This is a genomic window from Rhizobium sp. 11_C7_N12_5 (genome assembly GCF_051811145.1).
Lineage (GTDB): Bacteria > Pseudomonadota > Alphaproteobacteria > Rhizobiales > Rhizobiaceae > Rhizobium > Rhizobium lusitanum.
In genome coordinates, this window is sequence record NZ_JBPWPY010000003.1 from 677,960 (window position 1) to 702,293 (window position 24,334).

At 57.0% G+C, this 24,334-nt stretch carries 24 protein-coding genes; 9 read left to right on the top strand and 15 right to left on the bottom strand.

Annotation, left to right across the window (positions count from 1 at the left end; genetic code table 11):
• Window positions 1–23 precede the first annotated feature (23 nt).
• The 4 genes from AB8B29_RS32615 (at window position 24) to AB8B29_RS32630 (ending at window position 3,035) form a co-directional block, all read left to right on the top strand.
• Window positions 24–1,259 carry a Zn-dependent hydrolase gene (locus AB8B29_RS32615; RefSeq protein ID WP_037197939.1) on the top strand — a complete coding sequence of 412 codons (1,236 nt, stop codon included), beginning with the start codon at window positions 24–26 and terminating at the stop codon, window positions 1,257–1,259.
• A gap of 83 nt (window positions 1,260–1,342) precedes the next feature.
• Window positions 1,343–1,657, top strand: coding sequence for a hypothetical protein (locus AB8B29_RS32620; protein ID WP_037197848.1), 315 nt, complete (start codon window positions 1,343–1,345; stop codon window positions 1,655–1,657).
• 194 nt (window positions 1,658–1,851) lie between these two features.
• Entirely contained in the window at window positions 1,852–2,508 is a 657-nt protein-coding gene (gene folE / locus AB8B29_RS32625; RefSeq protein WP_162693674.1) for a GTP cyclohydrolase I, read from the top strand.
• An 8-nt stretch (window positions 2,509–2,516) separates the two neighbouring features.
• Entirely contained in the window at window positions 2,517–3,035 is a 519-nt protein-coding gene (locus tag AB8B29_RS32630; protein ID WP_197072772.1) for a 6-pyruvoyl trahydropterin synthase family protein, read from the top strand.
• A gap of 34 nt (window positions 3,036–3,069) precedes the next feature.
• Here AB8B29_RS32630 and AB8B29_RS32635 read toward each other — a convergent pair whose 3' ends face one another.
• The 6 genes from AB8B29_RS32635 to AB8B29_RS32660 all read right to left on the bottom strand — a co-directional run bounded on the left by AB8B29_RS32635 (window position 3,070) and on the right by AB8B29_RS32660 (window position 10,499).
• Window positions 3,070–3,981: a helix-turn-helix domain-containing protein gene (locus AB8B29_RS32635; protein ID WP_245297648.1), complete on the bottom strand. Its 912-nt coding sequence runs from the start codon at window positions 3,979–3,981 to the stop codon at window positions 3,070–3,072.
• Between the two features lie 173 nt (window positions 3,982–4,154).
• Window positions 4,155–5,078, bottom strand: coding sequence for a DMT family transporter (locus AB8B29_RS32640; protein ID WP_037197850.1), 924 nt, complete (start codon window positions 5,076–5,078; stop codon window positions 4,155–4,157).
• 67 nt (window positions 5,079–5,145) lie between these two features.
• Window positions 5,146–6,855, bottom strand: coding sequence for an asparaginase domain-containing protein (locus AB8B29_RS32645; protein ID WP_037197851.1), 1,710 nt, complete (start codon window positions 6,853–6,855; stop codon window positions 5,146–5,148).
• Window positions 6,848–7,960 carry an LLM class flavin-dependent oxidoreductase gene (locus AB8B29_RS32650; RefSeq protein WP_051963673.1) on the bottom strand — a complete coding sequence of 371 codons (1,113 nt, stop codon included), beginning with the start codon at window positions 7,958–7,960 and terminating at the stop codon, window positions 6,848–6,850. Before AB8B29_RS32650 ends, AB8B29_RS32645 begins: the two co-directional genes overlap by 8 nt.
• A 44-nt stretch (window positions 7,961–8,004) precedes the next feature.
• Entirely contained in the window at window positions 8,005–9,450 is a 1,446-nt protein-coding gene (locus AB8B29_RS32655) for an amidohydrolase family protein (RefSeq protein WP_037197852.1), read from the bottom strand.
• Window positions 9,451–9,458: 8 nt separating this feature from the next.
• Complete coding sequence (locus tag AB8B29_RS32660) at window positions 9,459–10,499, bottom strand: beta-ribofuranosylaminobenzene 5'-phosphate synthase family protein (protein ID WP_037197853.1); 1,041 nt, start codon at window positions 10,497–10,499, stop codon at window positions 9,459–9,461.
• A gap of 238 nt (window positions 10,500–10,737) precedes the next feature.
• On the opposite strand from AB8B29_RS32660, the gene AB8B29_RS32665 reads away from it, so the two are divergent.
• Genes AB8B29_RS32665 through AB8B29_RS32680 form a run of 4 tightly spaced genes read left to right on the top strand, consistent with a single transcriptional unit; the run spans window position 10,738 to window position 14,354 of the window.
• Window positions 10,738–11,739, top strand: coding sequence for an ABC transporter substrate-binding protein (locus AB8B29_RS32665; RefSeq protein WP_051963675.1), 1,002 nt, complete (start codon window positions 10,738–10,740; stop codon window positions 11,737–11,739).
• Window positions 11,723–12,238, top strand: a complete 516-nt coding sequence (locus AB8B29_RS32670) for a flavin reductase (protein WP_051963703.1) — start codon at window positions 11,723–11,725, stop codon at window positions 12,236–12,238. Before AB8B29_RS32665 ends, AB8B29_RS32670 begins: the two co-directional genes overlap by 17 nt.
• Before the next feature lie 45 nt (window positions 12,239–12,283).
• Window positions 12,284–13,102, top strand: a complete 819-nt coding sequence (locus tag AB8B29_RS32675) for an inositol monophosphatase family protein (RefSeq protein WP_037197857.1) — start codon at window positions 12,284–12,286, stop codon at window positions 13,100–13,102.
• Between the two features lie 37 nt (window positions 13,103–13,139).
• Window positions 13,140–14,354 carry an MFS transporter gene (locus tag AB8B29_RS32680; RefSeq protein WP_051963678.1) on the top strand — a complete coding sequence of 405 codons (1,215 nt, stop codon included), beginning with the start codon at window positions 13,140–13,142 and terminating at the stop codon, window positions 14,352–14,354.
• A gap of 3 nt (window positions 14,355–14,357) precedes the next feature.
• Here AB8B29_RS32680 and AB8B29_RS32685 read toward each other — a convergent pair whose 3' ends face one another.
• From AB8B29_RS32685 to AB8B29_RS32720, 8 genes are all read right to left on the bottom strand, one after another.
• Window positions 14,358–15,662, bottom strand: coding sequence for a cytosine deaminase (locus tag AB8B29_RS32685; RefSeq protein WP_037197858.1), 1,305 nt, complete (start codon window positions 15,660–15,662; stop codon window positions 14,358–14,360).
• A gap of 16 nt (window positions 15,663–15,678) precedes the next feature.
• Window positions 15,679–16,260, bottom strand: a complete 582-nt coding sequence (locus AB8B29_RS32690) for an NAD(P)H-dependent oxidoreductase (protein WP_037197859.1) — start codon at window positions 16,258–16,260, stop codon at window positions 15,679–15,681.
• Window positions 16,261–16,293: 33 nt separating this feature from the next.
• Window positions 16,294–17,406: an amidohydrolase family protein gene (locus tag AB8B29_RS32695; RefSeq protein ID WP_037197860.1), complete on the bottom strand. Its 1,113-nt coding sequence runs from the start codon at window positions 17,404–17,406 to the stop codon at window positions 16,294–16,296.
• An 11-nt stretch (window positions 17,407–17,417) separates the two neighbouring features.
• Window positions 17,418–18,275: an orotidine-5'-phosphate decarboxylase gene (pyrF, locus tag AB8B29_RS32700; RefSeq protein ID WP_037197862.1), complete on the bottom strand. Its 858-nt coding sequence runs from the start codon at window positions 18,273–18,275 to the stop codon at window positions 17,418–17,420.
• A gap of 16 nt (window positions 18,276–18,291) precedes the next feature.
• Window positions 18,292–20,589, bottom strand: coding sequence for a xanthine dehydrogenase family protein molybdopterin-binding subunit (locus tag AB8B29_RS32705; protein WP_051963680.1), 2,298 nt, complete (start codon window positions 20,587–20,589; stop codon window positions 18,292–18,294).
• Complete coding sequence (locus tag AB8B29_RS32710; protein ID WP_037197863.1) at window positions 20,586–21,083, bottom strand: (2Fe-2S)-binding protein; 498 nt, start codon at window positions 21,081–21,083, stop codon at window positions 20,586–20,588. The genes AB8B29_RS32705 and AB8B29_RS32710 overlap by 4 nt, the downstream gene beginning before the upstream one ends.
• Entirely contained in the window at window positions 21,080–21,955 is an 876-nt protein-coding gene (locus AB8B29_RS32715; protein ID WP_081938753.1) for an FAD binding domain-containing protein, read from the bottom strand. The genes AB8B29_RS32710 and AB8B29_RS32715 overlap by 4 nt, the downstream gene beginning before the upstream one ends.
• A gap of 362 nt (window positions 21,956–22,317) precedes the next feature.
• Window positions 22,318–23,307 (bottom strand): IS5 family transposase, encoded by a 990-nt coding sequence (locus tag AB8B29_RS32720; RefSeq protein ID WP_439007007.1) that lies wholly within the window; start codon window positions 23,305–23,307, stop codon window positions 22,318–22,320.
• On the opposite strand from AB8B29_RS32720, the gene AB8B29_RS32725 reads away from it, so the two are divergent.
• Entirely contained in the window at window positions 23,297–23,725 is a 429-nt protein-coding gene (locus tag AB8B29_RS32725; RefSeq protein ID WP_112440419.1) for a hypothetical protein, read from the top strand. The two genes, AB8B29_RS32720 and AB8B29_RS32725, sit on opposite strands and share 11 nt — an antisense overlap.
• Window positions 23,726–23,734: 9 nt before the next feature.
• On the opposite strand, the gene AB8B29_RS32730 is transcribed toward AB8B29_RS32725, so the two are convergent.
• Complete coding sequence (locus AB8B29_RS32730) at window positions 23,735–24,103, bottom strand: hypothetical protein (RefSeq protein WP_051963687.1); 369 nt, start codon at window positions 24,101–24,103, stop codon at window positions 23,735–23,737.
• Window positions 24,104–24,334: the final 231 nt, after the last annotated feature.

Here is a 24,334-nt window from a genome sequence, read left to right on the forward strand (position 1 = left end):
ACACATTTGGAAGCATACATCAGATGGTGGAGGAACTTTTCGCCTCGCTTCGAGCCGCAACGGGGGATGGCGCCGGCATAACCCGGGAAGCTTACAGCGCGCAGGAAACGGCAGCGCTCGATATCATCGAAGCTGCGGCAATGAAGCACGGCCTTGCGAGCGAGCGGGATGCTGGAGCAAATCTTGTCGTGACATTGGAGGGGGCCCAACCGCAGCTCGGTTTCATGGCCTGCGGATCCCACATTGATTCGGTTCCACAAGGAGGAAACTTCGACGGCGCCGCAGGCGTGATTGCCGGCTTGGCCGCCTTGGTCAGCCTAAAACGCGAAGGATTTCTACCAAAACGGACTCTCAAGCTGTTTGCTCTTCGTGGAGAAGAGAGTGCCCGGTTCGGCAAAGCATATCTGGGGTCGAGCGCGTTGGTCGGCCAACTCAAGTCGATAGAGCTCGACACTCATGAAAGCAACGGAGCAAAGACGCTGGAGCAATGCATGCGCGATGTCGGCGCCGACGTGGCCCGCATTCGCTTAGGACAGCCACTGATCGAGCTGGCGCGCATGACCGGTTGGCTCGAGCTCCATATCGAGCAAGGTCCCGTGCTGGCGGCAAGAAATCTTCCTATCGGTATCGTGACCGGTATCCGCGGTAACATCCGCCATCGCGCCATCAGATGTATCGGCGAGGCCGGGCATTCAGGAACGGTTCCTCGCTGGCTGCGTCATGACGCCGTCTTCGCAACAGCCGAGCTCATCACACGTCTCGACCAGCATTGGCGCAAACTGCTCGAGGAAGGCCACGACATTGTCATCACGTCCGGCGTCTTCGGGACGGATCCACGCGAGCATGCCATAGCGCGCATACCAGGTGAGGTCAGCTTTTCATTTGAAGCGCGAAGCCAGAGTGAAGCCACACTCGGTGCCTTTTATCAGCTGTTCCTTGCCGAATGCAGCAATGTCGCGCGCGAGTGGGGCGTGCGCTTCGACCTTGATCGCAAGCTTGAAGTCGCATCCGCGGCAATGAGCGACGATTGGGTGGAACGGCTGAAACGCATTGCCGCAAAACTGGACATCGCTTGCATGGATATGGCAAGCGGCGCCGGTCACGATGCCGCAGTCTTTGCGAATGTCGGCATTCCCGCCGCCATGATCTTCGTGCGCAACGAGATGGGATCTCACAACCCCAGGGAAGCGATGGAGGTCGACGACCTCATGGTGGGGTGCGCGGTTATACGCGAAGCGCTGGTGGAGGTTTTATCGTAATCAATTCAAGACGGTGGAGGAAACACCCGTAATCGGGTCAGACCCGCATGCAGCTTTTTTCAAGAAGATCAAGGAGACCGATCATGCATGAACTACTGGAATGGCTGAAAGACCAAAAGGGTGGTGTCAGGACTTTCTCGGATTTTCGAAATATGTCTCTTTCAATCAGGTATGCGAGGCCGACCAATGCGGCGCTTGCACGTTTGTTGGGAGATTTGTCCGGTCGCTTTGCCGATGCATATGACGACCAGCCCTTAAGAGCTACGGTTGCCGATGAAGCGATGTCCCGCCTACTCAATTTTGTCGAGCGCGCCGTTGCGATCGAGGCCGCCACGCCCGAGGAGCGATTGCACCTCCTCAATGACATAGGCGTGTCTGAACTAGAAGATTGTAACTGAACCGCAGGCGCTCAAATCTCACGCTGCGGTCGCCGGCTCTGCCTTAGGCCTACGTGAGATTAAGGACAAGGCGCCCATATCGAGACGATTACGAAAACAGCTTGACGTAGTCGTCTCAATAGTTAGATTTTTCGCATAAAATTACACTTATCGACGAAATGAAACGACTGCACGACCTCTGGAAGGAGACCGAATTGCTTAAGAGAAATGACTTTTCCCGGCTCGGGAACCATTCGATTGACGATTGCCTCGATGAGGGCCAGCGGCGGCAGATGATTTCCGCTGCATCGGTGAAGATCGAGGAACTCTTCGACATCCTGCGCATCGATCATGTCAACGATCACAATACACGCGATACACCGATGCGATTTGCCAAGATGTTGGTGTGCGAAACGCTGGAGGGACGTTACTCGGAGCCTCCCAAGATCACCGAGTTCGAAAACATTGGAGCCTTCGACCAACTTATCGTCACGGGTCCAATCGAGCTGCGCTCGACCTGCGCACACCACCTTATGCCGATCCACGGCAGCGTCTTCATCGGGATTCTGCCGTCCAAGGACGGCAAGATCATTGGACTGTCCAAATACGATCGGATCGTGAACTATTTTGCGGCACGACTTCAGATCCAGGAAGAGCTCGTGAAGCAAATCGGCGACTTCATCTGCGAGAAGACGGACCCCCAGGGTCTCGCGGTTCGCATCAGCGCTGTTCACATGTGCAAGACCCACCGCGGCGTCAAAGCATCGCAGGCCAGTCGCATGGTCACGAACGCATTCTACGGAAGGCTGGAATCCGATGCTGCCAAGAAGTCCGAATTCTTGCAGGAATGCGCAGCACTCGAGAAGTTTTGAGGTGACCCATGACCAGCAGCATCACTATGCCCGACGACCGGGTGACGAGCACGCGCAAGCACATTGAAACATACAGATCTACGAAGAGCTACGATCACAATGAAGGCCTATCCTGTTGCTTTCGGCAATGGCGCGCCGATTCCCATTGCCAGCTGATCCACGGCTATGCATTGGCAGTCAAATTCGTCTTTGCCACCCATCATCTCGATGAACGAAACTGGTGTTTCGATTTTGGTGCACTGAAGGAAGTCAAAGCCTGGCTGCATTCCTTGTTGGATCACACGATGATCGTTGCCGCAGACGATCCTGAGCTACCACGCTTCCACAATCTTGCCGATGCAAAACTCGTCGATCTGCGAATTTTGCCAGGTGTTGGCTGCGAGGCGCTGGCACGATATGTCCATGATCATGTAGCGACCATCGCACGAGAAAAGACCAATGGGCGCGTATGGCTCGAGTCGGTTGAAATCCGTGAGCATGCCGGCAATTCGGCCATCTACGAACTCCACTCCCACACTCCGCATTGATTTAAAGGCTGGAGGACCGCCCGCAGCCTACGAGCTATTGGCAAACACCATATTTTTCGATCAGTTGCTCCAGAAAACGAGCTGCATCACTGCCCTTCAAAGACCGCTCCCACAATTGTTTGGCAATATCTTCGTGTAGGGTGATGGCTTCAGGCGATGACGTTATGAGGCCGACACCGACACGAATGTTCGGCTGTTCGCCCAAACGGAACGGGCTGATGGCCAGAACTGAACGCGACGTTTGGCGAAAGATCTGAAAGCTTGTCGCAGGTGGAGATTGGGGAACGATACACATCTGAACACCGATCGGCTGCGTTTTTAGCAAGTCTACGATATGCAGCGCTTCGCGCTTTGCCATAACGCGACGCTTTTCCTGTATGTCATCGGGCAAATCCGGTCGACCAACCAAGCCATGCAAAAGAAATCGCTCAAGATCGGAGGAGGCAATCAGATTGACCAGCAGCGGTCGGCGTCTGAGATACGCGTCCTTGCGCTGCTTGAGAACAACAAGCAACTGTTTGATGGCCGCAGCCGCAGCCGTGTTCTCTGAAGAGTCCTGAAATACTTCACTGAGCATGTCGTCATAGACTGGCGACGTCAGCAGATAGGATATTGGGCCAAAAAATCCTATGATCTGCTCGCTTTCTTCTTCAAGCTGTCGCATACGCTCGAAGAATGCGACAGCGGTGTCGACATATTCCATCCCAATGCCGAGCAGGCTCTGCAGAGAAACGCCAAGCACGTTGGTAATTCTGGTTAGCGTCTCAATCTTGAAGATCTCGCCCTTTTCGGCGCGATAAAGCGCCGCACGTGAGATTCCGAGCCGCTCAGCAAGCTCTTCTGGGGACATGCCACGTCCGATGCGATAGGCGTGCAATCTGGCGCCGATATCGCTGACACGGATCGAGTCGTTCGCTACTCGTTCGTTTTCCATCGTTTCTAACATTCTAACTCTACTTTAATGTTTTGTAATACTTTTTTGATCTTTGATGTCAACGTCTCATAAGTGGCGAATGAAGCTTATAATCCATCAAAAGTCTAGAAAATCGGACCCCGCGGCTACGAAGCGACCTATCATCACTTTAATCGACGGCACTTCGCCACACGATCGCGAACCAATCACGTTCCGTTGATCAGCATGATACCGAGCACCACGGCAACTATTCCTGCTATCTTCTCCAGCCTCAAAGCTTCGCCAAACACCAGCTTTCCCAATATTGCCGAGACCGGCAAGCTTGCCCGCCGCAGAATGGCGACGACCGAAGGCAAAGAGCCCGGCAGCGAAACGGCATAGAAGGAGAGCATCTCGCCCCCAGCAATCAACAGGGCCGCCACCGCCAACGCCCTTGAGACGTTCTTCGCGGATTGGCTCAAACGCCAGGAAAGCGGCGTGGCGGGTCGACCGGCAAAAAGGAGAATTACCAGAAGCAATCCCAGTCGATACAGATCTGACAGGGCTTGCAGAACGAAGCTGTCCGCATGGGCTATTGAAAGAAGGTTCTTGTCGTAGATAGGCATGATGGCGGAGCAAGTCGCAGCGCTGACCGCCAGGATGTAGCTCAGCGTGAGATGTCGTCGAGGGCAAGATGTGCCGGACGCAGACAAGGTGCGCCGATAGTCTGTCCGGGACACCGTAACCACCCCGAGCAGGATTGCGACGATCCCTAAGCACGCGGCGACTGAAGGCCGGTCGCCGTACATCAAAGTTCCCGCCGATAGCGCCAGAACGGGAGAAAGCGCACGCAGCGCCGAATAGGTGCTCAGCGGCAATGTCCGTAGTGCAAGGAATATCGGCGCGTAGGCGAAAAGCTGAAGCAGCGACCTGCCCAGCACCAGCAACTGGATATCGGTTGGCAGATAGACGGACTGCAGGAAAGCCTGCGACCTGCCGGTCAGGCTCAGAATCGGCACCCACACCAGCATCCCGAGAAAGTAGAGACCAAAGCAGGCGACACTTGGCTTGAGCCGCCTGGAAAGATATTTGAGAAACACATCGCCGCATCCAAGGACGGCGCCGGCTGAGGTCGCAAGAATTATCCACATGCGATCACTCCCACGGGCGCGCGGATGGCAGACGATGCATGCTCAATCAAAGCGGCGCGCGTTGCGATCAATGTGTGTCAAAAACCTCGCGATAGAGCCGAAGCCGCGCCTCGGTTACAGCCTTTTCCAAAGCGGTTGGCTGTCCTGGATCCTTGGCCGGCGGCAACATTCCAAACTTCATCAGACAAAGCATCAGCAAGAGGCGTGCTTTCGTTGCCGTCAGGTTTGAACCGCCGACGAAAAGCCCGCCCGACAATGCAAAACCTTCCGAGTTCCCGCGCCCAACGATGACGACCGGAACGCCGCAATAAAGCGCCCGCTCGAGCGCTACCGCTTTGGAGCTTGCCGCCGGCTTGCCGTATGGTGAAAGCCCTTCCAACACGAAACCTGACAACGGATGTAGTCGCAAATACTGATCCAGCGTCGCGTTGATCTCGACCTCCAGATCCGGCCTTGTTCCGTAGTCGTCTTCGGAATAGCTGTAATCCTTGACGATCGAAACCTTCGGAATGGCGTGCTCCAGCAGCTCGCCGCGGCCGTTCTTGATTGGAACGGTAACCCTCTCCAGCCGACCTTCGGAAAGAGAAATTCCCATTACCTCGTCTGGTAGACGAGTGATGTTGACTGCGGAGTCACGCGTATGTTTGGCACAGGGCAAGAACCGCAAGCTCGGACCGCCCTGTCCGGCCGAGCCGATGACACCACCATGCCCGCCACTTGCGATATAGCCGCCAGGGCGCGCGTCAACCTTGGCAACCTCGCGTGCCGCAAACACTCTCTGATCCTGCACAAGAACCGCTCCCGCCCGATTGTGGCCTTGCTCATCGGCCCAACAGCGCGACCGAATATAATGGACAGAGTCGATGAGGTTGCGGGGCCCATCATTGCTAGTCTCACCGTGATATCGTTGCGAAGCATTACCGCAAACCGGCGCCGTCACATCAAGCACAAGGTTCAGCCAATAGATCGTTTCCTCAATTCTCGGACTTCCCTGTGTCCAGATCGCGCCATCATAGTGCCCGCTGGAGAGGATCCGTTGCGCGGCGTTAGTGATCTGCGCAAGGCTTGCCCTGGGCGGCGACTTCGCAAGATGCACCGGTCGATAGGCAAAGAAGTCGCGTCCCTCGATTTCGGGAGCGGTCGACGCGCTGCCTTGGGCGCCCTGCCCTTCTGTAGCACTTCCCTTTGTGTATCCGCCTGAGGGAACGACGCGGAAGAAATCGACATCGGCGATGTTCGCAATCGAATTGCCAAGACCGAGTGGGTCCACCCCCAATCTGTCGATCTCGGCGAACATCCGCTCACCGTCAGGCATGAAAGGCTGCCTGCTGGCATCGCGCGGCGCCTTCGGCGAAATCCCATCCGCCTCCCAGGCACTTCCATCGCGTTGGCGCGCCATATATGGCAGCGGATAGTATCCATCCTCTGGTCGAAGTTCGACCTTCAACACCGCCACGTCCGTGGCCGATGATCGGGTGGGCGAGAACCGGCCCTGCGCGTCCAGATAGCCGTCGGGGTCGCAATAGAGCTCGGCTGCATCAGCCTCAAGCGGATGTGCAGAGAAATGCTCTATATAGACCCAGACCGGCAACGCCAGTCTTTGAGGTCTCAGAGGATCGTAGCGCGAGGGGTTGCCATCGACGTCACTCAACAGCGGCAGGCCATGCAGCCTGCGAGCCTTGTTGGAGGTTATCAGCGGTGGCGTGTTGTGGATGGTGGCATTTGGTCCGGCCAGATGCGCGATACGGACTTTGCGGCAGTCTGACCCTTCAGGCATGCGCACCGGCCTTGATAACGGATGCAGGCCCCTCGCCCAGGGAGACACCATAAGTTGCCAGGGACGATTTCAGCCGCGGATAGATCTCCTGCCCGAACGATCTCAGGTCTTCCACAAAGTCGATGAATGTCAGCTGCATGGCATCAAAGTCCGCGGTCACGATGATATCCGCCAGCTTTTCGGCGATCGTGATTGCCGAACCGATCAACGGCGCGCCGGTGCCAAATCCGACCATCCGCGGATTGCGCAAAAAAGATGTCCTGTCGGCCGACGAATCTCGTTGGTCGCGCTCGAACGATTCGATCAGATTGCTGAAGGCGGCCTCATCGCGGCCTGCGACGATGTGATTGAAGCGCTTAAGTGCCTGCTCATCGGTGTCTCCTTGCACAATGAGCATATTGCCGGAAGCCTTGACGGTTCGGCCCCGCGCAGCCGCCACAGCCTTGACCTCGAGAACCTTCTCGGGTCGGGCTCCGACGAACTGATAGTCCGAATGCCTGGCTGCAAATTGCAAGCCCTCGTCAGACAGGCCGGCAGAGACAATGGTTGGATAAGGCCTCTGGATCGGCTTGGGGTCGCAAACGCAATTGCTAAGCTGAAAGAACCGGCCTGAATGGTTGCAGCGTTCCTGCGACCACAATTGCTTGACGACCGTCAGCCATTCATCGGCATAGTCGTAACGGATCGTCCCATAATCCTGCGGAACAACGCCCATCTGTTCCAGTTCTTCCAACGTATTTCCGGTCACGATGTTGATGCCAAAGCGGCCGTTACTGATTTCGTCGGCTGTTGCAATCATTTTCGCGGCCACGACAGGATGGAGAAGCAGCGGATTGATCGTCGCGAACAGCTTGATACGACTGGTAATGCTGGCCAGAGCAGAGCTCATCACCACAGGTTCGATCGTCTTTTGCCAAAATCCACTCTCTCCGCCAAATCCCATCCATTTCCCCATCGAGAACAGAAAGTCGAAGCCGATCTCCTCAGCGAGCGTCGCAATCTTGCGCTGCAGCGCAAAACTGGGATGGTATTGCGGCGCGGTCGTCGACATTAGGAAGCCATTCGTGCCGACCGGCATGAAAACGCCAAGCTCTATCCTGCGCATTTGAGTTCCTTTCAAAACAGGGGGAGTAGCTGCCGCTGTTCACGTCAGTTACCTTCGTCATACAATCGGGTGACCGCAGACGTGGCCGGGTTCAACTTGAACAATCCGGCGCGGTCCGCCGCGGAGGCGCTTAACTGCCGTGCTTTGCGCTTGATTGCGTCTTCATCCAGTGTCGCAATCCGCCCGCTCGCATATAACGGCACGCCCGCAACCCAGGTCTGCGCGATCGAACTTGTGGTGGCAGAATAGACAAGGGCCTGCAAAGGATCGAGAAACGGCGTCCATTCGATGTGATCTGTGTCGAAGAGTACGAAGTCGGCCTGCTTTCCGACTTCGATAGAGCCGATCTCATCGTCCCAAAGCAATGCCTTGGCTGCGTCGACCGTCGCCATGCGCAATGCCTTTTGCGCTCCCACCGCCTCCGGATCGTTCCTCGCATCCTTGAAAAGGCCGGACACAATATGCATCTGGCGCATGAGGTTGAGATTGCCGGAGGCGGAAACGCCGTCCGTTCCCAGTCCAACAATGACGCCCCGGTCCATCATGTCGGGGTACCGGCCAATCCGGCTTGCGCCCTTGGCCAATTTCAGTGATGAACAGGGGCAGAAAGCAACCTTGACGCTGTGAGCCGAAAGAGCGTCCAGATCGGCGTCGTTGACCGCCACGCAATGGGCAATGACGAGATTAGAACCCAGGCCGCCGGCCGCAGCAATCCGTGAGACGGGCCAAGTGCCATAATTTCTCTCGCAAACCTGCGCCTCCTCCGCAGATGTTGCGAGATGATATGTCGTACCGACTCCCAGGCGCTCGGCGAGCGCTCTTGCCCCGACATGAAGCTCCAGTGTGCAGGGCTCCTTGCCTTCGATGTTGACCCAGCAGCGGATGCGGCCACCGGCTCGCCCATTGAAGCGACGCACACAGTCCTCCAAGGCGGCAAGCGCAGTCGCGGCGTCCGGGAAAAAATGATGATCCATCATTTCTGCCGACCAGCCCTCGGGAATGTCTTTTGGACGATTGTCGGCTGCATGCCTGCCGGTGATGCCGCGGATCCCTGACCGTTCGATGGCATCGACAACATGCTCGGGATCGTGCTGCGAACCCATGTCGAGAAAACACGTGGTTCCGCAACGCAGCATCTCGCAGATTCCCAAAAGCGCGCCGTAATATTCATCCTCCGTCGTCACGTGTGCATAAAATGGCTTCGCCCAATTAAAGACCCAGGCTCGCGTGTTGAGATTGTCGGGGAAAATTGCCCGAGACAGCGTCTCGGAAAGATGAACATGCGTATCAATGAAGCCAGGGCAAAGAGCATGCCCGCGACCGTCGACAACCTGATCATATGTCAGATCCCGGCAACGCTCTGCAATCTCTGCGGCCGGACCAACATCCACGATGCGGCCGCCGTTGAGGACGAGGCTCGCACCGCGAAGAACGGTATTGTTCGCATCCACCTGAAACAGGACATCCAGATTTTCGATCAATGTGCGCATGATGCCACTCAGTCAACCAGCGCCGGCGCTTTGAAGGTTCTTAGTCTGTGCCCTTCATTGTCGCATCGGATCTCGCCGACCGTGCCGCCATCGTAGCGGTCCATGACCTGCTTTATGTCTGCGGACACTTGCGATCGAAATGCGCGGTCTTCCATCTCCGGCCCCATCGCGAGGATCGAAGAGCCCCAACTGCTCATCGCCACTCCGCTGACGCCCATTTCGTGCAAGCGGCGCATCGTTGTCGAGACGACTTCCGACTGGCATTGGATTTGATGCGACTTCCAGCGGCACTTCTGCAATTCGTTGATGCCGCGTGCGAAGACAGCAGGGTCATCCTCAATGACGGAAGGCACGAGCATCATCATCGTTATATGGCACACGGCCCTCACATCCTCCTGCGGGATCGGGCAAACACTTGCGAAGAGCTCCTGCTCCAAGGCGCCATGGATCTTGCGTGCGATCGGCGTGACGAGCAGCATCGGCCAATCGGGCATTTTGTAGCGAGCCAGGAGCGGGCCAGGCGGAATATCCGTCGCCCATCCAGACGTCATGAAGGCGCCGGCCTTGACCTTGGCTGGATGGCCGCAATCAATGACAAAGCCCCCCTTGTCGAAACTGTTGGACCCGATGCCGGAGGTCCCGCCACGTCCGACAAAGCGCGCGAGTTCGCGTCCGGCAAAGTCATTGCCAAAAAGCGCCGTGTAAGCTCTGGCGACCCCAAGGAGCAATGCCGTCTTCGAGCCAAGCCCGGCGTGAGACGAAACCGGTGACTTTACGGTAATATCGACATGGGGCAGCCCGAGCTTCTTCTGCAGCCCAGCGAGCGTTGCCGCGATTGCCCCTTCCGCTTCGTGACGATCTTCCGGATCATCGATAAGGCAGGCGACCTGATCCGCTCCGCTTGCTGGCAATGCAACAATCTCAAATCTTGGATTCGACAGTGCGAATCCAACTCCACCATCCACGCGGCCCGAGAATGCACCATTCAAATCCGTCAGGGTCAAATGGAAGCGACTGGGCGCGCTTACGCTAACTCTCTGATATACCATGAATAACTTCCTCTAATTAACAATGGCTTTGCCGGCGGCGGCGAAGGAGAAGCCCTGTATCGGAGCTGGGTATCCCGACGAGCAGGTGACCGAATAATATTGACAATAAATCGCTTTGTCTACATAAATAGACAAAGTTGATATTTCGAGAACTTTCTCTAATTGGAGACGGCGATTGCCGTTGCGCTCATGATTGATCCGTCAAGCAGGCTGCAAAAGCGCCGGAGAGTAGGTGTCGATGGTCCATGAAACCTATTGGCAGCGGCTTGCGCATGTCATGACAATGGGCTCCAGGGACCCGTTTGCCCAAAACCTGCCGCCCAGTCACAGACTGCGCGTCGGTTTCAGCTGGAGCATCAAGCCCGAATACGCCTGTTTTTATTTCGCACAGCAGCACGGCTATTATTCGAGTGCGGGGCTGTCGATCGAGTTCCGCCCCGGCAACGGAGCGGAAAGCGCATTGCAGGTCTTGCGATCTGGCGGGATCGATCTTCTCGTTCTGCCCTGCCCATTTGCCGTTAGTGCCATCCAAGGCGGCGCACCGGTCAAGATCATGGCGCTTTATCAGCAGGTGGCGCCCGTCTGTCTTGTGTCGCATGACGACTGCCCGGTCCGTCACCCCCGTGATTTGGAAGGAAAGGCCGTGGCCATGTTGCTCGGGGAAACCGGTACCGCGTTCCTCGAACACTTCTGCCAGAAAAACGCGGTCGACTACGAGAAAGTCGGACGCCGAAACACCCGGCCGCAAGATAAGCTCGACGCTTTTCGACGCCGTGACGTCGATGTCATCAGCGTCTATCGAACGAATGAACTGCCAATTCTGAAGAGCTCGCTTGAAAACTCGCTCGCAGAGCTGGACCTTGCCGCGTTCGGTCTGAAGATCCCTGGAATGTGCATCGTCACGACAGATACCTTGCTTGACGAGCAACCTCAGATCTTGCGTCGGTTTCTGCAGGCCACCAGCAACGCGACAGCCGCCGCGCTCACAAAGAGACTTCAGCTGCAGACCGTCGCACAGGCGCTCTGCAATCATGACAACGAGGCCGATATTGTCCGCCAACAGCTCGATGCTTTTGTCGGTTCGCTATCGCGCGATACAACGGCGCCTTTCGGCTTTTGCGATGACCGAATGATCAACGCCTATCTGGCCGAGACCGGTGTCGCGCTCGCCGGCCGGCCCTGCCGCTATACCGCCCATCTTGAACCTGAGGATATCGATGGCCATGGAAGCGCATGCTGACAGCCAATTTGCACCAATTTCAAAAGAACGCTTTAAGGCGGCGATAGCACCGCTTGCCGGGACAGTGTGCGTCGTCACGACCGATGGCCCCGGCGGCAAGGCAGGGTTTACCGCATCCAGCGTTTGCGGCGTTTCCGATGACCCGCCAACCTTGCTCGTCTGCATCAATCGCCAGAGTTCGGTCCATAACGCGTTTGTCGCAAACCAGCTCTTCTGCGTGAATGTTCTTGCCGCAAGCCATCAGAGCCTATCTCGTGCATTCGCCGGAAAGACATCGACGGACGCAAGGTTTGCGATTGGTGATTGGACGGCCAGTGAAACCCCGCTTCCCGTGCTGCCAACAGCGGTCGTCTCACTGGAGTGCGAAGTCGTCCGCTCCATGGATATTGCCACTCACAAGATTATTTTTGGCAGGCCCTTCGCCATCCACGGCGAGGCAGGCGATCCGTGCCTGATTTACTTCAGGCGACAATACCATCTGCTTGGCATCGCTTCGTAGGAAGGCGGCCAGCGCCATCATCTCATGAACATCTCGGAAAGAACAATGGAAGCCTATCTTGTTGACGCAGTAACCGCAATCATTGACGAAGCCGCCGCCGCCGCAATACTCCCGCGTTTCAACCGGTTGCATACAACGGAAATCGAAGAGAAAACGCCAGGCGAAGTGGTAACGACGGCCGATCGCGACGCTGAGTGGATCATCTCTCGGCAATTGGCCGGCCTTGTTCCGGGTTCGCGCGTTGTCGGCGAGGAGGCGGCGGCTCAAAATCCCTCCGTGCTCGATCAGCTCGACGAGGGAGATGTCTGGCTCGTCGACCCCTTGGACGGTACAGCCAATTTTGTCGCAGGATCACCCGATTTTGCAGTCATGGTGGCGTTCCTGCGAAACGGACTGACGATGGCCTCATGGATGCTTGCGCCGCTTTCACACCGCCTCGCGATTGCAGTGCGCGGTCAAGGTGCGACGTTGAATGGCGATCGCGTCAAGGTGACAAGTGCCCCCCAGACACTCTCGAAGTGTCGAGGAGCGGTGCTCACACGGTTTCTTCCCGAGGAGATGAAGAACAGCCTGTTCGCCGGCAAGGACGAATTCGCCGAACTGCTTCCGGGGCGCAGATGCTCAGGCATAGATTATCCATCGCTTGTCGCAGGAGAACAGGACTTTTTGATGTTTTGGCGACTGCTACCTTGGGATCATGCCCCTGGAGTCCTTTTTGCCGAAGAGGCAGGCGGTGTCGTGGCGCGCCTCGATGGCTCTAAATATCTACCGGGCGATCAGCAGCCGGGCCTGCTCATCGCCCGGGATCCGGAGGTCTGGCGCTCGGTGCATCGGCTTCTCACCGGGCAAGCGTCACTGCGCTGAACAGCCCAAGATCCGCCGTGTCCATTGGAGAGCCCTCATGATCCGCACCAATCGGGCCGCCGTCATTCTGCTTATTGCATCGGGCGTCGCAGCCGGAATGCAATTTGCAAAAGTTGCCGTCATTTTCGATGAGATCCGCGCAGCCTATCATATGGGCACCGCCGCCACGGGCTTTTTGGTCTCCAGCCCTGGTCTCCTTGGAGTGGTTTTGGGTGCGACAGCAGGTCGTCTGTGTGGGCGTATCGGCTTCCGCCGAGCTTTATGTCTTTGTCTGATATTGGGCAGCTGTTGCTCCTTCTTCCAAGCTTTGATGCCGCCTTTGCTCCCACTTCTGCTGAGCCGGATCGTCGAGGGTCTGTCTCACCTAGGGATCATTGTCTGCGCTCCTGTCTTGCTCCTGTCGACAACCGCCGAGCGGTCTCAAGCTGTCGTCATGGGTGTTTGGGGAAGTTTTTTCGGAGTGGCATTCTTCATATTGGGATCGATTGGCGTGGCTTTCGCGCGATCCTTCGGAATTACCGACCTGTTCCTTCTGCACGGCGCGCTCATGCTTCTTCTGGCACTGGTGGTACCGATATTCCTCGACGCTGATCAGACACCCCCTCGCAACACCCAGTTCCCGGGTTTTGCAAGCCATATTCTGGGTGAGACGGTTGAGACCTACCGCAGCCCATCCACACGGCTGCCCGCATTCATCTTCCTGTTCTACACTTTTACCTATGTGGCCTTGGTCATCTTCGCACCGCATGTTTCTGGCGATGCAGATCAGATTGCGTTGCTGCGATCACTATTGCCATTGGCCGGAATAGCGGGATCGGTAACGAGTGGAGTGTCGGCCAAGCTCACGAAGGCGCCGACCACTTTGGCAATGACGGCTTATCTCGCCGTTTCCTTCATGGCGGTTCTGGTGTTCGTCCTCGGTATTGGCGACCTGACGCTGGCAGGCGCCCTTGGCATGATGTGGTGTCTCGGCATCGCGCAAGGGTCCGCATTTACAGCAATTCCATATCTGGCGGAAACCCGACAGCAACGCGGTCGTGCGGTCGGAGCGATCGCGCAGCTTGGAAATCTCGGCTCAACGATCGGTGCACCTTGTTTTGCCGCGATGTTCGGTGGTTTCGGGATACGCGGCGTCGGATCCTTGGTGGTGTTTACCTGCCTCGCAGGAGCCTTAGTTGCATGGAGCGGCACACGGTATCTTCGCCGCAGAACCCGGCGCCGGCCGCATACTCAACCGTTTTCAGCATCATAGAAGTCAGCCGATAATGTCCAGCTCCCTATAGTCAGGAAGCTTAGCATCAAGAAGGCAACCGTTGCGCACGACAAATCGGTCTGATTGCGGGCGGGCCAGGACCTCACTCCAGTTGCGACCGCCAAACACGACCATATCGGCCCCACCCCCGACGGCCAGTTTGCCCATGGAACGTGCACGGCAGATCCCAGCTGGCGTACTTGTCAGGAGCCGTGCGACATCGTCCAGCGGATGATCAAGATGCATGATGCGAATTGCCTCTCGCAAGACCTCCAGCGGATCGAGGTCACCGTAAGCGAAAAAGGGATCGCGGGTATTGTCCGAGGCTACGGCTGTATCGACACCCGCAGCCGCAAGCTCCTGCAACAATGTGACGCCTCGCCATCGCGGCGTCCGCCCGCGCACTCGGTCCTGTAGATAGAGATTACACATGGGCAAAGACACGATCGCGATCTTTGCTGCCGCGACCTCGCCGATCGTCCTCAGGGCCGTATCGGCATCCTGGAGCGCAAGAGAACAGCAATGCCCGGCAATGATCCTGCCTTCAAACGCCGTTTCTTTTGCCAACGAAGCAACGGTCGCCAAGGTGTTTGTCGTAGGATCGTTTGTTTCGTCGACATGCAGGTCAAGGTCATGTCCACCCTTCGAGGCCGCCTTGATCAGGGTTTTAAACCTTGTCTCTAGCGCAGGTCCCGGCTCGGTCACGCAACCAAGATGGATGCCATGGTGCTTGGCCAATCTCAATATCTCACCGAAGAATCGCTCGTCGTCGACAAGATCGAGTGGAAACATCGCGACCGCCTGCAGGGAAATCCGATCTCGCCAACGATTTCGGACCTCCGAAAATGCCGAGAGAACCGCATGATAGCTGGCCGGCCGACAATCGAGATGTGTGCGCAGCAGATGCGTTCCGTGCGCAAATGCGCACCGAAGCGCGAACTCCATCCGCATCATGACATCCTCAATCGACCAGAACGGTCGATCCCGTCTGACGGCCTCCAGAGCACCGCTGAACGTACCATCCAGATTGCTCGTTCGCGAACAGATGTGGCCTTTGTCGAGATGCGTATGCATATCCGTGAAGCATGGAAGAACGATCCCGGAATCGATGTCGGCGCCATACAATCCGTGCTGGACAATGCCGGCGGGGGTAATTGCGGCAATGGATGAACCGGCAACAACGATATCGACCTTGATTAGATCTTCGCCCGAGAACCGAAGATGGGCGTCAAGCACGCAGCGAGGGACCCTTGCATTGGCGAGGACGAAGGCTTCGCTCCGGGGAAAGTCGGCTCTGTCGAACAGCATGGCGGGGGCGCCCCTGTCAGAAACGCTGCATTTCGTGCTGCACCGCGGCGAGGAATCTCGTGCGCGCTACCGCAGTCGTGCGGTTCATCGAATATTGGCCGAGATATAAGACCTTGGCCATCGGATGGATCTGAGCCCTGATGACGCGCTTGACGATCCGCCTGGGCGGATCGCCGACAATGAGCGCCTTGGTGCGATCTGCCCCGTATGTTGTAATCGCCGCAAGCTTTGTGATGTGCTTCAAGGTGTACTGCATCCGTCCGCCCTCAAGTTTGAAGGACACGCCGGGCAGGAAGACTCGATCGAAAAATCCTTTGAGAATGGCCGGAAAGCCGAAGTGCCAGATCGGTGTGACCAATACTAGCGCCTGTGCGGCCTTCAGGCGGTGGACATAGCCTGCCACCGCCTCCTGGTTTACCGATTCATCGTGGTAGACGATACGTTCATGACGCGACAATACCGGGTCGAATTGCTCCGCATAAAGGTCGCAGTAATCAACCTCGTGTCCTGCTGCTTCAAGCCCTTGTCTTGCCTGTCGGCAGAGCGCCGCACCGTAACTTGATTCAACCGGATGGGAATGGAGAAGAAATACGCGCATCTGGCGCTCCTAGGAGTAGTGCAGTCGAAGCCGCTAGTTGTGTGAAATTGGCGAGCCGATAGCGTCCCCTTTGCGCAACTGTGTCTTTAGTCCGGGAAAGAGTGCCAACGCGTTCTCATTGGCAATCTTGCCGCGGTCGATGTCTGACAGTTGCGATGCCTGGAGAGTTGAAAGCGGGGCCATATCCGCTGGCGGAAACGAATAGTCTGTTCCAAGCACGATCCGGTCGGTGCTGACGGTTTCGGCAAGAAAGCGCAGCGTTCGCGGGGAGTGGACGATCGTATCGAAATAGAGGTTCTTCAGATAGAACGACGTTTCGTTCTCGGCGGCATAATGTTGCTGCTGCTTGTTCATCCGACTGTGAAGCCGATCAAAACGCCCGATCAGGAATGGCAATAGACCGCCCCCATGAGACAGAAGGACGTTTAGTCCGGCAAAACGGTCGAATACGCCTGAACCGATCAAGGAGCCGATCGCCAGCGTGGTATCGTATGGATACTGCACGACCTGCGTAAGCGCATACTTGTTCACACGCGAGCCAGGAACGGCCTGGACCGGATGGATCATCAAAGGTACGCCGAGTTCCTGGAGTTTCGACCACAGCGGATCAAGCGCAATGTCTCCCAGATTGACCTCGTCGACATTGGCTGCAACACAGATGCCGACAGCCCCCATGGCCTGCACCGCATGAGCCGCTTCTGCCGCCGCCAGTTCACCGCTGTTGAGCGGAACCGATGCCATGAAGGAAAAATGTTCCGGATAGGCCGCGCATAGCTTCTGATAGGCACTGTTCATGAGGCGGTGCCACGCGACGGCCTGGGATGGCGGCAACCCGTACCCAAAGATATCCGTCCATTGGCTGAGAACCTGATGTGTGACGCCCATCTCGGCCATGCCTGATAGGCGCTGCTCGACTGTTTCAATTAGCTTGGGGAAAAAGGGGCGTACCTTAAGCCCGTAATCGAAATGGAGAGCGGGAACAGCCTGCGGCGTCTCCCGATGCAGCGCGATGCCGAAATCCCGGGCACTCTCCTCAAGCGTATGCAGAACCTCAGCTGGAACGTAATGGGCGTGTGTATCGATAGCCATGCTTTCCCTTTCCGATGAAATATGCCGACTTTCGGTCGTGTCGGCGTCGAACTGCAACGCCTTGCCTTCTATGTCGCCGCGACGATCCCCTCGCCGTTTCTGAATGAGCGTGCTTGGGCGCTCTTCTCGTGCACGATTGCTCTTAGAACGTTGCCGCTGAAGCCTTCGCGCACGATCCCCCGCGCCATCGTCGGAACAAGCGTCCGTCTGGCATCGCAAAACGCAGCTTCGAGGTCGGCGAAAGTCGCACCCTGATGTCCGATGCCCGGCGCAAGAATGAGCCCATTGTCCATGCGCGCCACCATGTCGGCCAGGCGATCGCCGATTGTGGCTCCCAGCACACCGCCGATTACCTTCTGCTCTTTGCGAATGTTGAAGGCGGCGATCTGCTCGGCCAGAAAGCCGGCAACCGTCGTTTCCGCATCTTGAACCAGCGCAGTCTGTATGGGCGCGCCTTCCGGGTTCGACGACATCAGAACAACGAATATGCCTTTGCCGTATTCGGCCGCGACATCCAGAATCGGCAAAAGCGAGCCGAAGCCCATATAGGCGTTCACCGTCAGTGCATCCGCATTGAAGTAGCTTTTCGGCCCGAGATAGGCTTGCGCATAGGCCGCGCAGGTCGAATCGATATCGCCTCTCTTGGCGTCCATGATGACGAGCAGGCCTTTTTCGCGCGCCATGTCGACAAGACGCTTGAGTTCCAAGAGCCCGTCGGCGCCAAATCGCTCGAAATAGGCGATTTGCGGCTTTATGATGGAATTCAATCCATCGGATGCCTGAAGCAAGCGCTCGCAGAAAGATCGCACGCCTTGGCAATCGTCTGGCAGGCCGGCTGCATCCAACAGTGCTGTCGATGGATCTATGCCCAGGCAGAACGGTGATATGGTGTCAGCAACATTGTGAAAGCGAGTTGCAAAATCCATCTATAATAACCCTTGCTCAATCGCTGAGATTGTCGAGCTGACGGCGTCGGCGCTCGTTCGCTGTTTTAAGTTTGAACAAATACGGCGCGGTCATCGGTAGCCGATACGGCGTCAGCTGTGAGGAGAACGCATCTTCCACCGCAGCAGCCACTGCCGCACCGGCTGCGTTGATCCCGCCCTCGCCGGCCCCCTTCAGGCCGAGCGGATTTGTCGGGCTCGGCCAGTCTTCGAGCACCAACACGTCGAAAGCGGGTATGTCGGCCATTTTAGGAATGGCATAGGTGGAAAGCCCGGTGGTGTGCGGGTAACCGTCGTTGGAATATGTTATTTCCTCAAAAAGCGCGCCACCAATACCCTGAACAGCGCCCCCAACGAGCTGCCCTTTGACAAGGTCGGGATTGACGGCACGCCCGATGTCATAGGCAATGCAATATCGCTCGGCCCGAACCTGCAGCGTATCCGGATCGACGCTAACCTGCGCGATATGAACCCCATAGGGATAGCTGACATTTTCTGCGTCAAACGTCGTTTCAATTTTGAGGGCCGGCGCGTTGTCGCCGTTGCCCATATGCAACCGCGATAGGTCTACTGGCTGGCCGGCGATCTCCAACCGACCGTCTTGCAGATGAACGGCTTCGGGCGCCGCATCGAAAAGCTCTGCGGCACGTTTGATGATCGCCTGTCGAAACAATTGTCCAGCTGCATGAACGGCCGACCCCGCCATGATGGTGGCTCGCGAGCCAAACGTGCCGCCGCTTTGGGAAATGCGATCCGTCTGGCCGCGGACCACCTTGAAGTCACTCATGTCCAGACCAACGCTATCGGCAGCGATCTGGGAAAGAACCGTCTCGAGACCTTGCCCGAGAGAAGAGGCACCGGTGACGAGCTCGACAGAGCCGTCGGATGAAAGACAAAGGCTCGCCGTTTCGCGCAACGCGACACCAGATTTTTCAACGAACATTGCCAGGCCGACGCCGACGTGCTCGCCGGCCGCCCGACGATCAGCCGCCGATTTGCGCATTCCTTCAAAATCGAAAGCGCGCACAGCCTTGTCCAGCGTCAGGCCATAATCGCCGGAATCATAACGAACCTTCTTGCCGGCGGCAGTTAGGTCTCGATCAAACGGCATCTCTGAGGCAGGGATTAGATTCCTGCGGCGCACCTGGATCGGATCGATCTTGAGCACACGCGAGATGGTGTCCATCATGCGCTCCATCGCAAATGTCGCTTCAAAACGACCCGGCGCGCGATACGTGCCGCAAGGCGTTTTGTTGGTCAGCCGAACGCTGGCTTGGGCCCGATATGCGGGGATCCGATAAGGTCCGGGTAGAAAGGCGCAGGACAGATCGGCAACTTTGATCTCGTGCGTGCGCAAATACGCTCCCTGATCGGCAACGATATCGGCGGTCAATCCGAGGATTACTCCGTTGTGATCAACGGCAGCGTCCAGCATGACAACTTGGCCGCGCGAGTGATTGGTCGCAAGGAAATGCTCCCGCCGGTCTTCGATCCATCGTACCGCGCGCTGCAGCCGAAGTGCTGCAAAGGCAACAAGAACATCTTCAGGATAGAGCTCGCCACGGACACCAAAGCCACCGCCCACATGCCCCTCGCGCAGGACGACCCGGTTCGGATCCAGGCAGAGGATCCGGGCAAGCTCGGCGCGGTTTGCATGAACCACCTTTGCGGCGCCGTAAAAATCAAATCCGCTGGCGTCGCCATGAGGGACAGCCAGCGCACCTCGGGTCTCCATTGGAACCGCGGTCTGCCTGGCGATTTCGCAGGATATCGAAAACCGATGCGCTGCCGCTTCAAAGGCAGCGGCAATGTCGCCGTAGGACTTGTCAATGCCTGCAGCCTCTTGCACGTGAAGCCCAAGTCCGTCATCCGGGCCAGGCGCTACTGCATTGCTGACGGGAGGAAGACATTCTACATCGAGTGTAACAAGCTCTGCCGCATCTTCGGCGATGCGCGGATCGGTGGCAATGATGATTGCAACCGGCTCACCCACGTAGCGCAATCGATCAAGGGCCAGCACAGGTTGCTGATAAAGCGACAGCTCGGGTTCGACGACACGGCGAAATCCGATCGGGGCGAGCTCGCGTGTGTCGCTGCCGGTGAAAATGGCGACGACGCCGCTGACAGATTTTGCGCGATCCACTCCAATGGCGTTCAGGCAGGCATGCGGATGTGGCGAACGCACGACGTGCATATGCAGCATGTTGTCAAACGACAATGCGCCTACGAAACGCGTCCTGGCGCTGAGCAGGTCCTCATCTTCTACTCGTTCGACCGGTTTTCCGACAAAGCTCATTGCAACTCCCCGAGCTCATCACCGCGGGAGGAAAGCAGATCAGCCACGGCCGAGACGATCGGCTCGTAACCGGTGCATCTGCAGAGGTTCGACGACAGAACATGCCGTGCCTCGTCGAGCGGCAAAGCCCGGCGAAGGATGTAGTCGACCAGTACGAGAAAGCCCGGCGTGCAATAGCCGCATTGCAAGGCCTTATGCTTTTTGAAGGCTCTTTTTATCCTTGCAAGCATGTCCGGCGAAGAAAGGGCTTCCGCAGTCTGGACATGAGCTCCGTCTGCCTGAACCGCGAGAAGCAGGCACGCGCGTATCGGCATTCCATCCAGCAAGATTGTACAGGTTCCGCATTCGCCCTGAGCGCAACCAACGCGGACGCTCGCCATGCCGCATTGTTCGCGCAATTCGTCAGCAAGCGATGTCCTGGTATCAACGCTGACAATTTGCTCTCTACCGTTCAATTTGAATGAGATGTGGCCGGACATCTGCTCTGTTGTCATTGCATCATTGCCTGTTTCAATGCACGTGTTATCGCCGCAACCGCGATCTCCCGGGCATAGCGGCAATCGGTACCCTCGATCATCTGCAGGTGGCCAACCTCGCTGCGAATGATATCGGCAAGGGCGATATCTTCGCGCCAGGCCCTGCGGGAGTTCGCAAGCTCATTTTCCAGCGAATAGAGCCGCAAAGGACGCGGCGTGCAGGCTCCGATTGCTATCCGACAGTTCAAGATCCTGTCATCGTCGCGTTGCGTTGCTACGAGCGAAAAGGCCATCGCTGGCCTTCCCGCAGAGGGTGCAACCTGTGCGAATCCGAACACTTCATTCAAATTGGATAGGCGCATGTCCGCGCCTAAGACGACTTCATCCGGTCCAAGCCAGGTTTGAGCCGGCGGTCCTAGGACGTCAGCGTAACGTTGGCGACGAGTGCCACGGGTCGATGCAATCACCACATTCGCATCCAACAGCACCGAAAGCAGAGTCCATTGTGAAGCCGGGTTCGCCAGTGCAAGACTGCCACCAAAAGTGCCGCGATGTCGGATGGCAAGATTGCCGATCTGCGAACCGATCTGCTTTAGCACGCGCAGAAAGCAGATCGGCAGCCCCAACCGTTCGACTTCACCCTCGCAGAGCGATTGATGGCGCACCATTGCGCCGACCGAGAACACGCCATCGGAAAACGACATTCGAGAAAGTCCGGGAATGCGACCAATGTCGATGAGCGTGCCAGGCCTTACCTTGCGCAGGTTCATGAGCGGTATCAGGCTCTGACCTCCGGCGAGAATAGCGCTGTTGGGTGCGTACCGCACCAAAAGTAACAAGGCGTCCTGAAGCGTCATCGGCCTGTGATACCGAAATGGAGCAGGATACATGGCATGCCCTTACCGACCAAAAAGTGGACGTCAACTCATAAATAACCGTATGTCTCAATATTGATACTATGTCAACAAATAGAAATTTATCGGCAGCCTGCTATACAAAAGGAGGAGAATCCAATCAAATTATCAAATCTTACCGTGACCGTTCGCAAGTCTCGTCCCTTCCATCAGGCTCGCCGTATTGGTTTTGATTCAGTTAGGGAAAGCTATTTCGAAACAGAACTGTCGGGTTTCAGCTAGATTTGCGCCACTTTTTCATTTCGCATTGTACCACCTAGTTGCATTTAAGGTGTTGATCGAAAAGGCTTTGGTGCGCGGATCGTTGAAAGAACGGAATTCCGTCTTTGATGCTACGACTATGCGATAGCGAACTTGAGCCGGACGGATTTCGAGCGTGCGCATGCCAGCATTCGATTGAGCACTGCGCAGCTGAGGGCGACTTCCGTCTGCTGTGCTGCGAACGAGCGCGCTCTTAGCCGGCCGCCGATGATGGATTTGTAGCGACCGATCGCGGTCTCGACCAAGGATCGTTTGCCGTAGCCGGTCGCGGCCTGCCATTTCATCCGGCCATCAGCGTTGATCGTCGCGATATGTTGGTTTCGTTGATTGGTGGGATCGTCGTGCTGACGTTCTACCGCATTGGCACGCGGCGGGATAACTACCTCAGCATCGGCGGTGTGCCTGATGACGGCAGCGTAGGTCGGCTCACCGTCATAGGCTCCATCGGCCGTGAACTGCGCTATCGGCATGTCGATCTGGTCGAGTAGTGGCTCCACCTGCGAGGCGTCGCCGGCATCCCGGTCCGTCATAACGTGAGCGATGATGTCAGAGCTGTCGGCATCCAGCGCCAGATGCAGTTTCCGCCAAGCCCTACGGGATTTAACACCATGCTTTTCCTCCAGCCATTGGCCAGCGCCGTAGACCTGCAGCCCTGTGCTATCGATCAGGACGTGGACAGGCCCTTTCTCCGGGAAGCGATCAGAGTGCCGCTTGTTCGGCGCTCTCGGTTTATTTGCACGACGGCTCACGGTCGTGTGATCGGGAACGACGAGATCCAGCCCAATCAGCTTCAGTACCGAGGTCAAGAAGCCTTCGGTCTGCCGCAGCCGCAAGCCGAACACCAGTCCCAGCGTCAGGGCAGTCTCAATCGCCAGATCGGAATAGCGCGGCTGGCCGCCGCGCGTCGTTCGCTTCGGCGCTCGCCAGGACGACAGTGCCTCGGGCGTCACCCAAAGCGTCAGACTTCCGCGCCGACGAAGGCCTGTCTCGTACTCCCGCCAGTTCGTGACTTTGAACTTCATCTTGCCAATACGATGGCGGCGGTAGGCGTTGTGCTTGAAAGGCATCGTTGCAAAAGCCAGGTTATTGCGATCGCAGGTCACCTACGACAACGCAATTAACGATCCGCGCACCAAGGCTCATTTCGAGCCGTTCTACTATTGGTCCCCTCCTAGCGATATGCCTCCAGACCAGGCAGAACCGGAATTGATATCGGCAGTCGCGGATCGATCTGAAGTTCAATTCCACTCGGTCGGCATTTACCTCGCTCCTGACAGCATCCCAGTTGGTACGTTGGAAATCGCCGTTGACGATGAAACCGGCGAAGCATGCGGCATAGTCAGTACGAGGGGAATGACGAGCGCTGCGACATGGACGAAAGCTGGGGCGAGCCTGGACGAGACAATCAAGACCTTCGTCGAAGCGATATCGATCGACAAGGATGCCCTCGTTGCCGTCAAATTGACGATGCCACCCCAGGCCTAGACGATGCCGTCAGCAAGGCGCTGATTGACTAGGATGTTTCACCGTTTTGGCGGTGGTCACTTTCTTGCGCGGCTTCTTCGGGATCACCCGGGCGAGAGCGTCCGTGCAGCCCGGCTGGGTGAAGTGGCAACTGACCGACGCTGGCGAGTGCCCGCCACCGCCCAGGCATGTCGATTGAGATTTCGTAAAATAGGGCGTCCGGCGCCCAGTCAGTCTCGCTGTGCCGGTGCCGCACGGCTTGTAGAAGGTTCCGACTTGCGTCTTGAGCCCGTATTCCTTGTAATATGTGACTTCATAATCGCGGCCAGCGGCTGCTTGCGCCTCGGTACCGGCGACGATTCCCAACGTCGTTATGGCAAGAAAAAGACCGAATCTCATGGATACTCTCCCTTAGACAGGCGGCGATCGTGACAGGTTTGGATAGTTTTTGCACCATCTTTGAAATGTTTCATCGAGGCCATAGATCCTGTTAACGCATGTGAGGCAAAGCTGAGGTCTTGCAAGGAGCTTTGTAAATCACGCGACGCGGTCGTCTCTGGTTGCCTCTTCACTCAGACCATCGATCTCATGAATTTACAGCTCCCCGTCTCCGATTCCGTGCCGACTCTC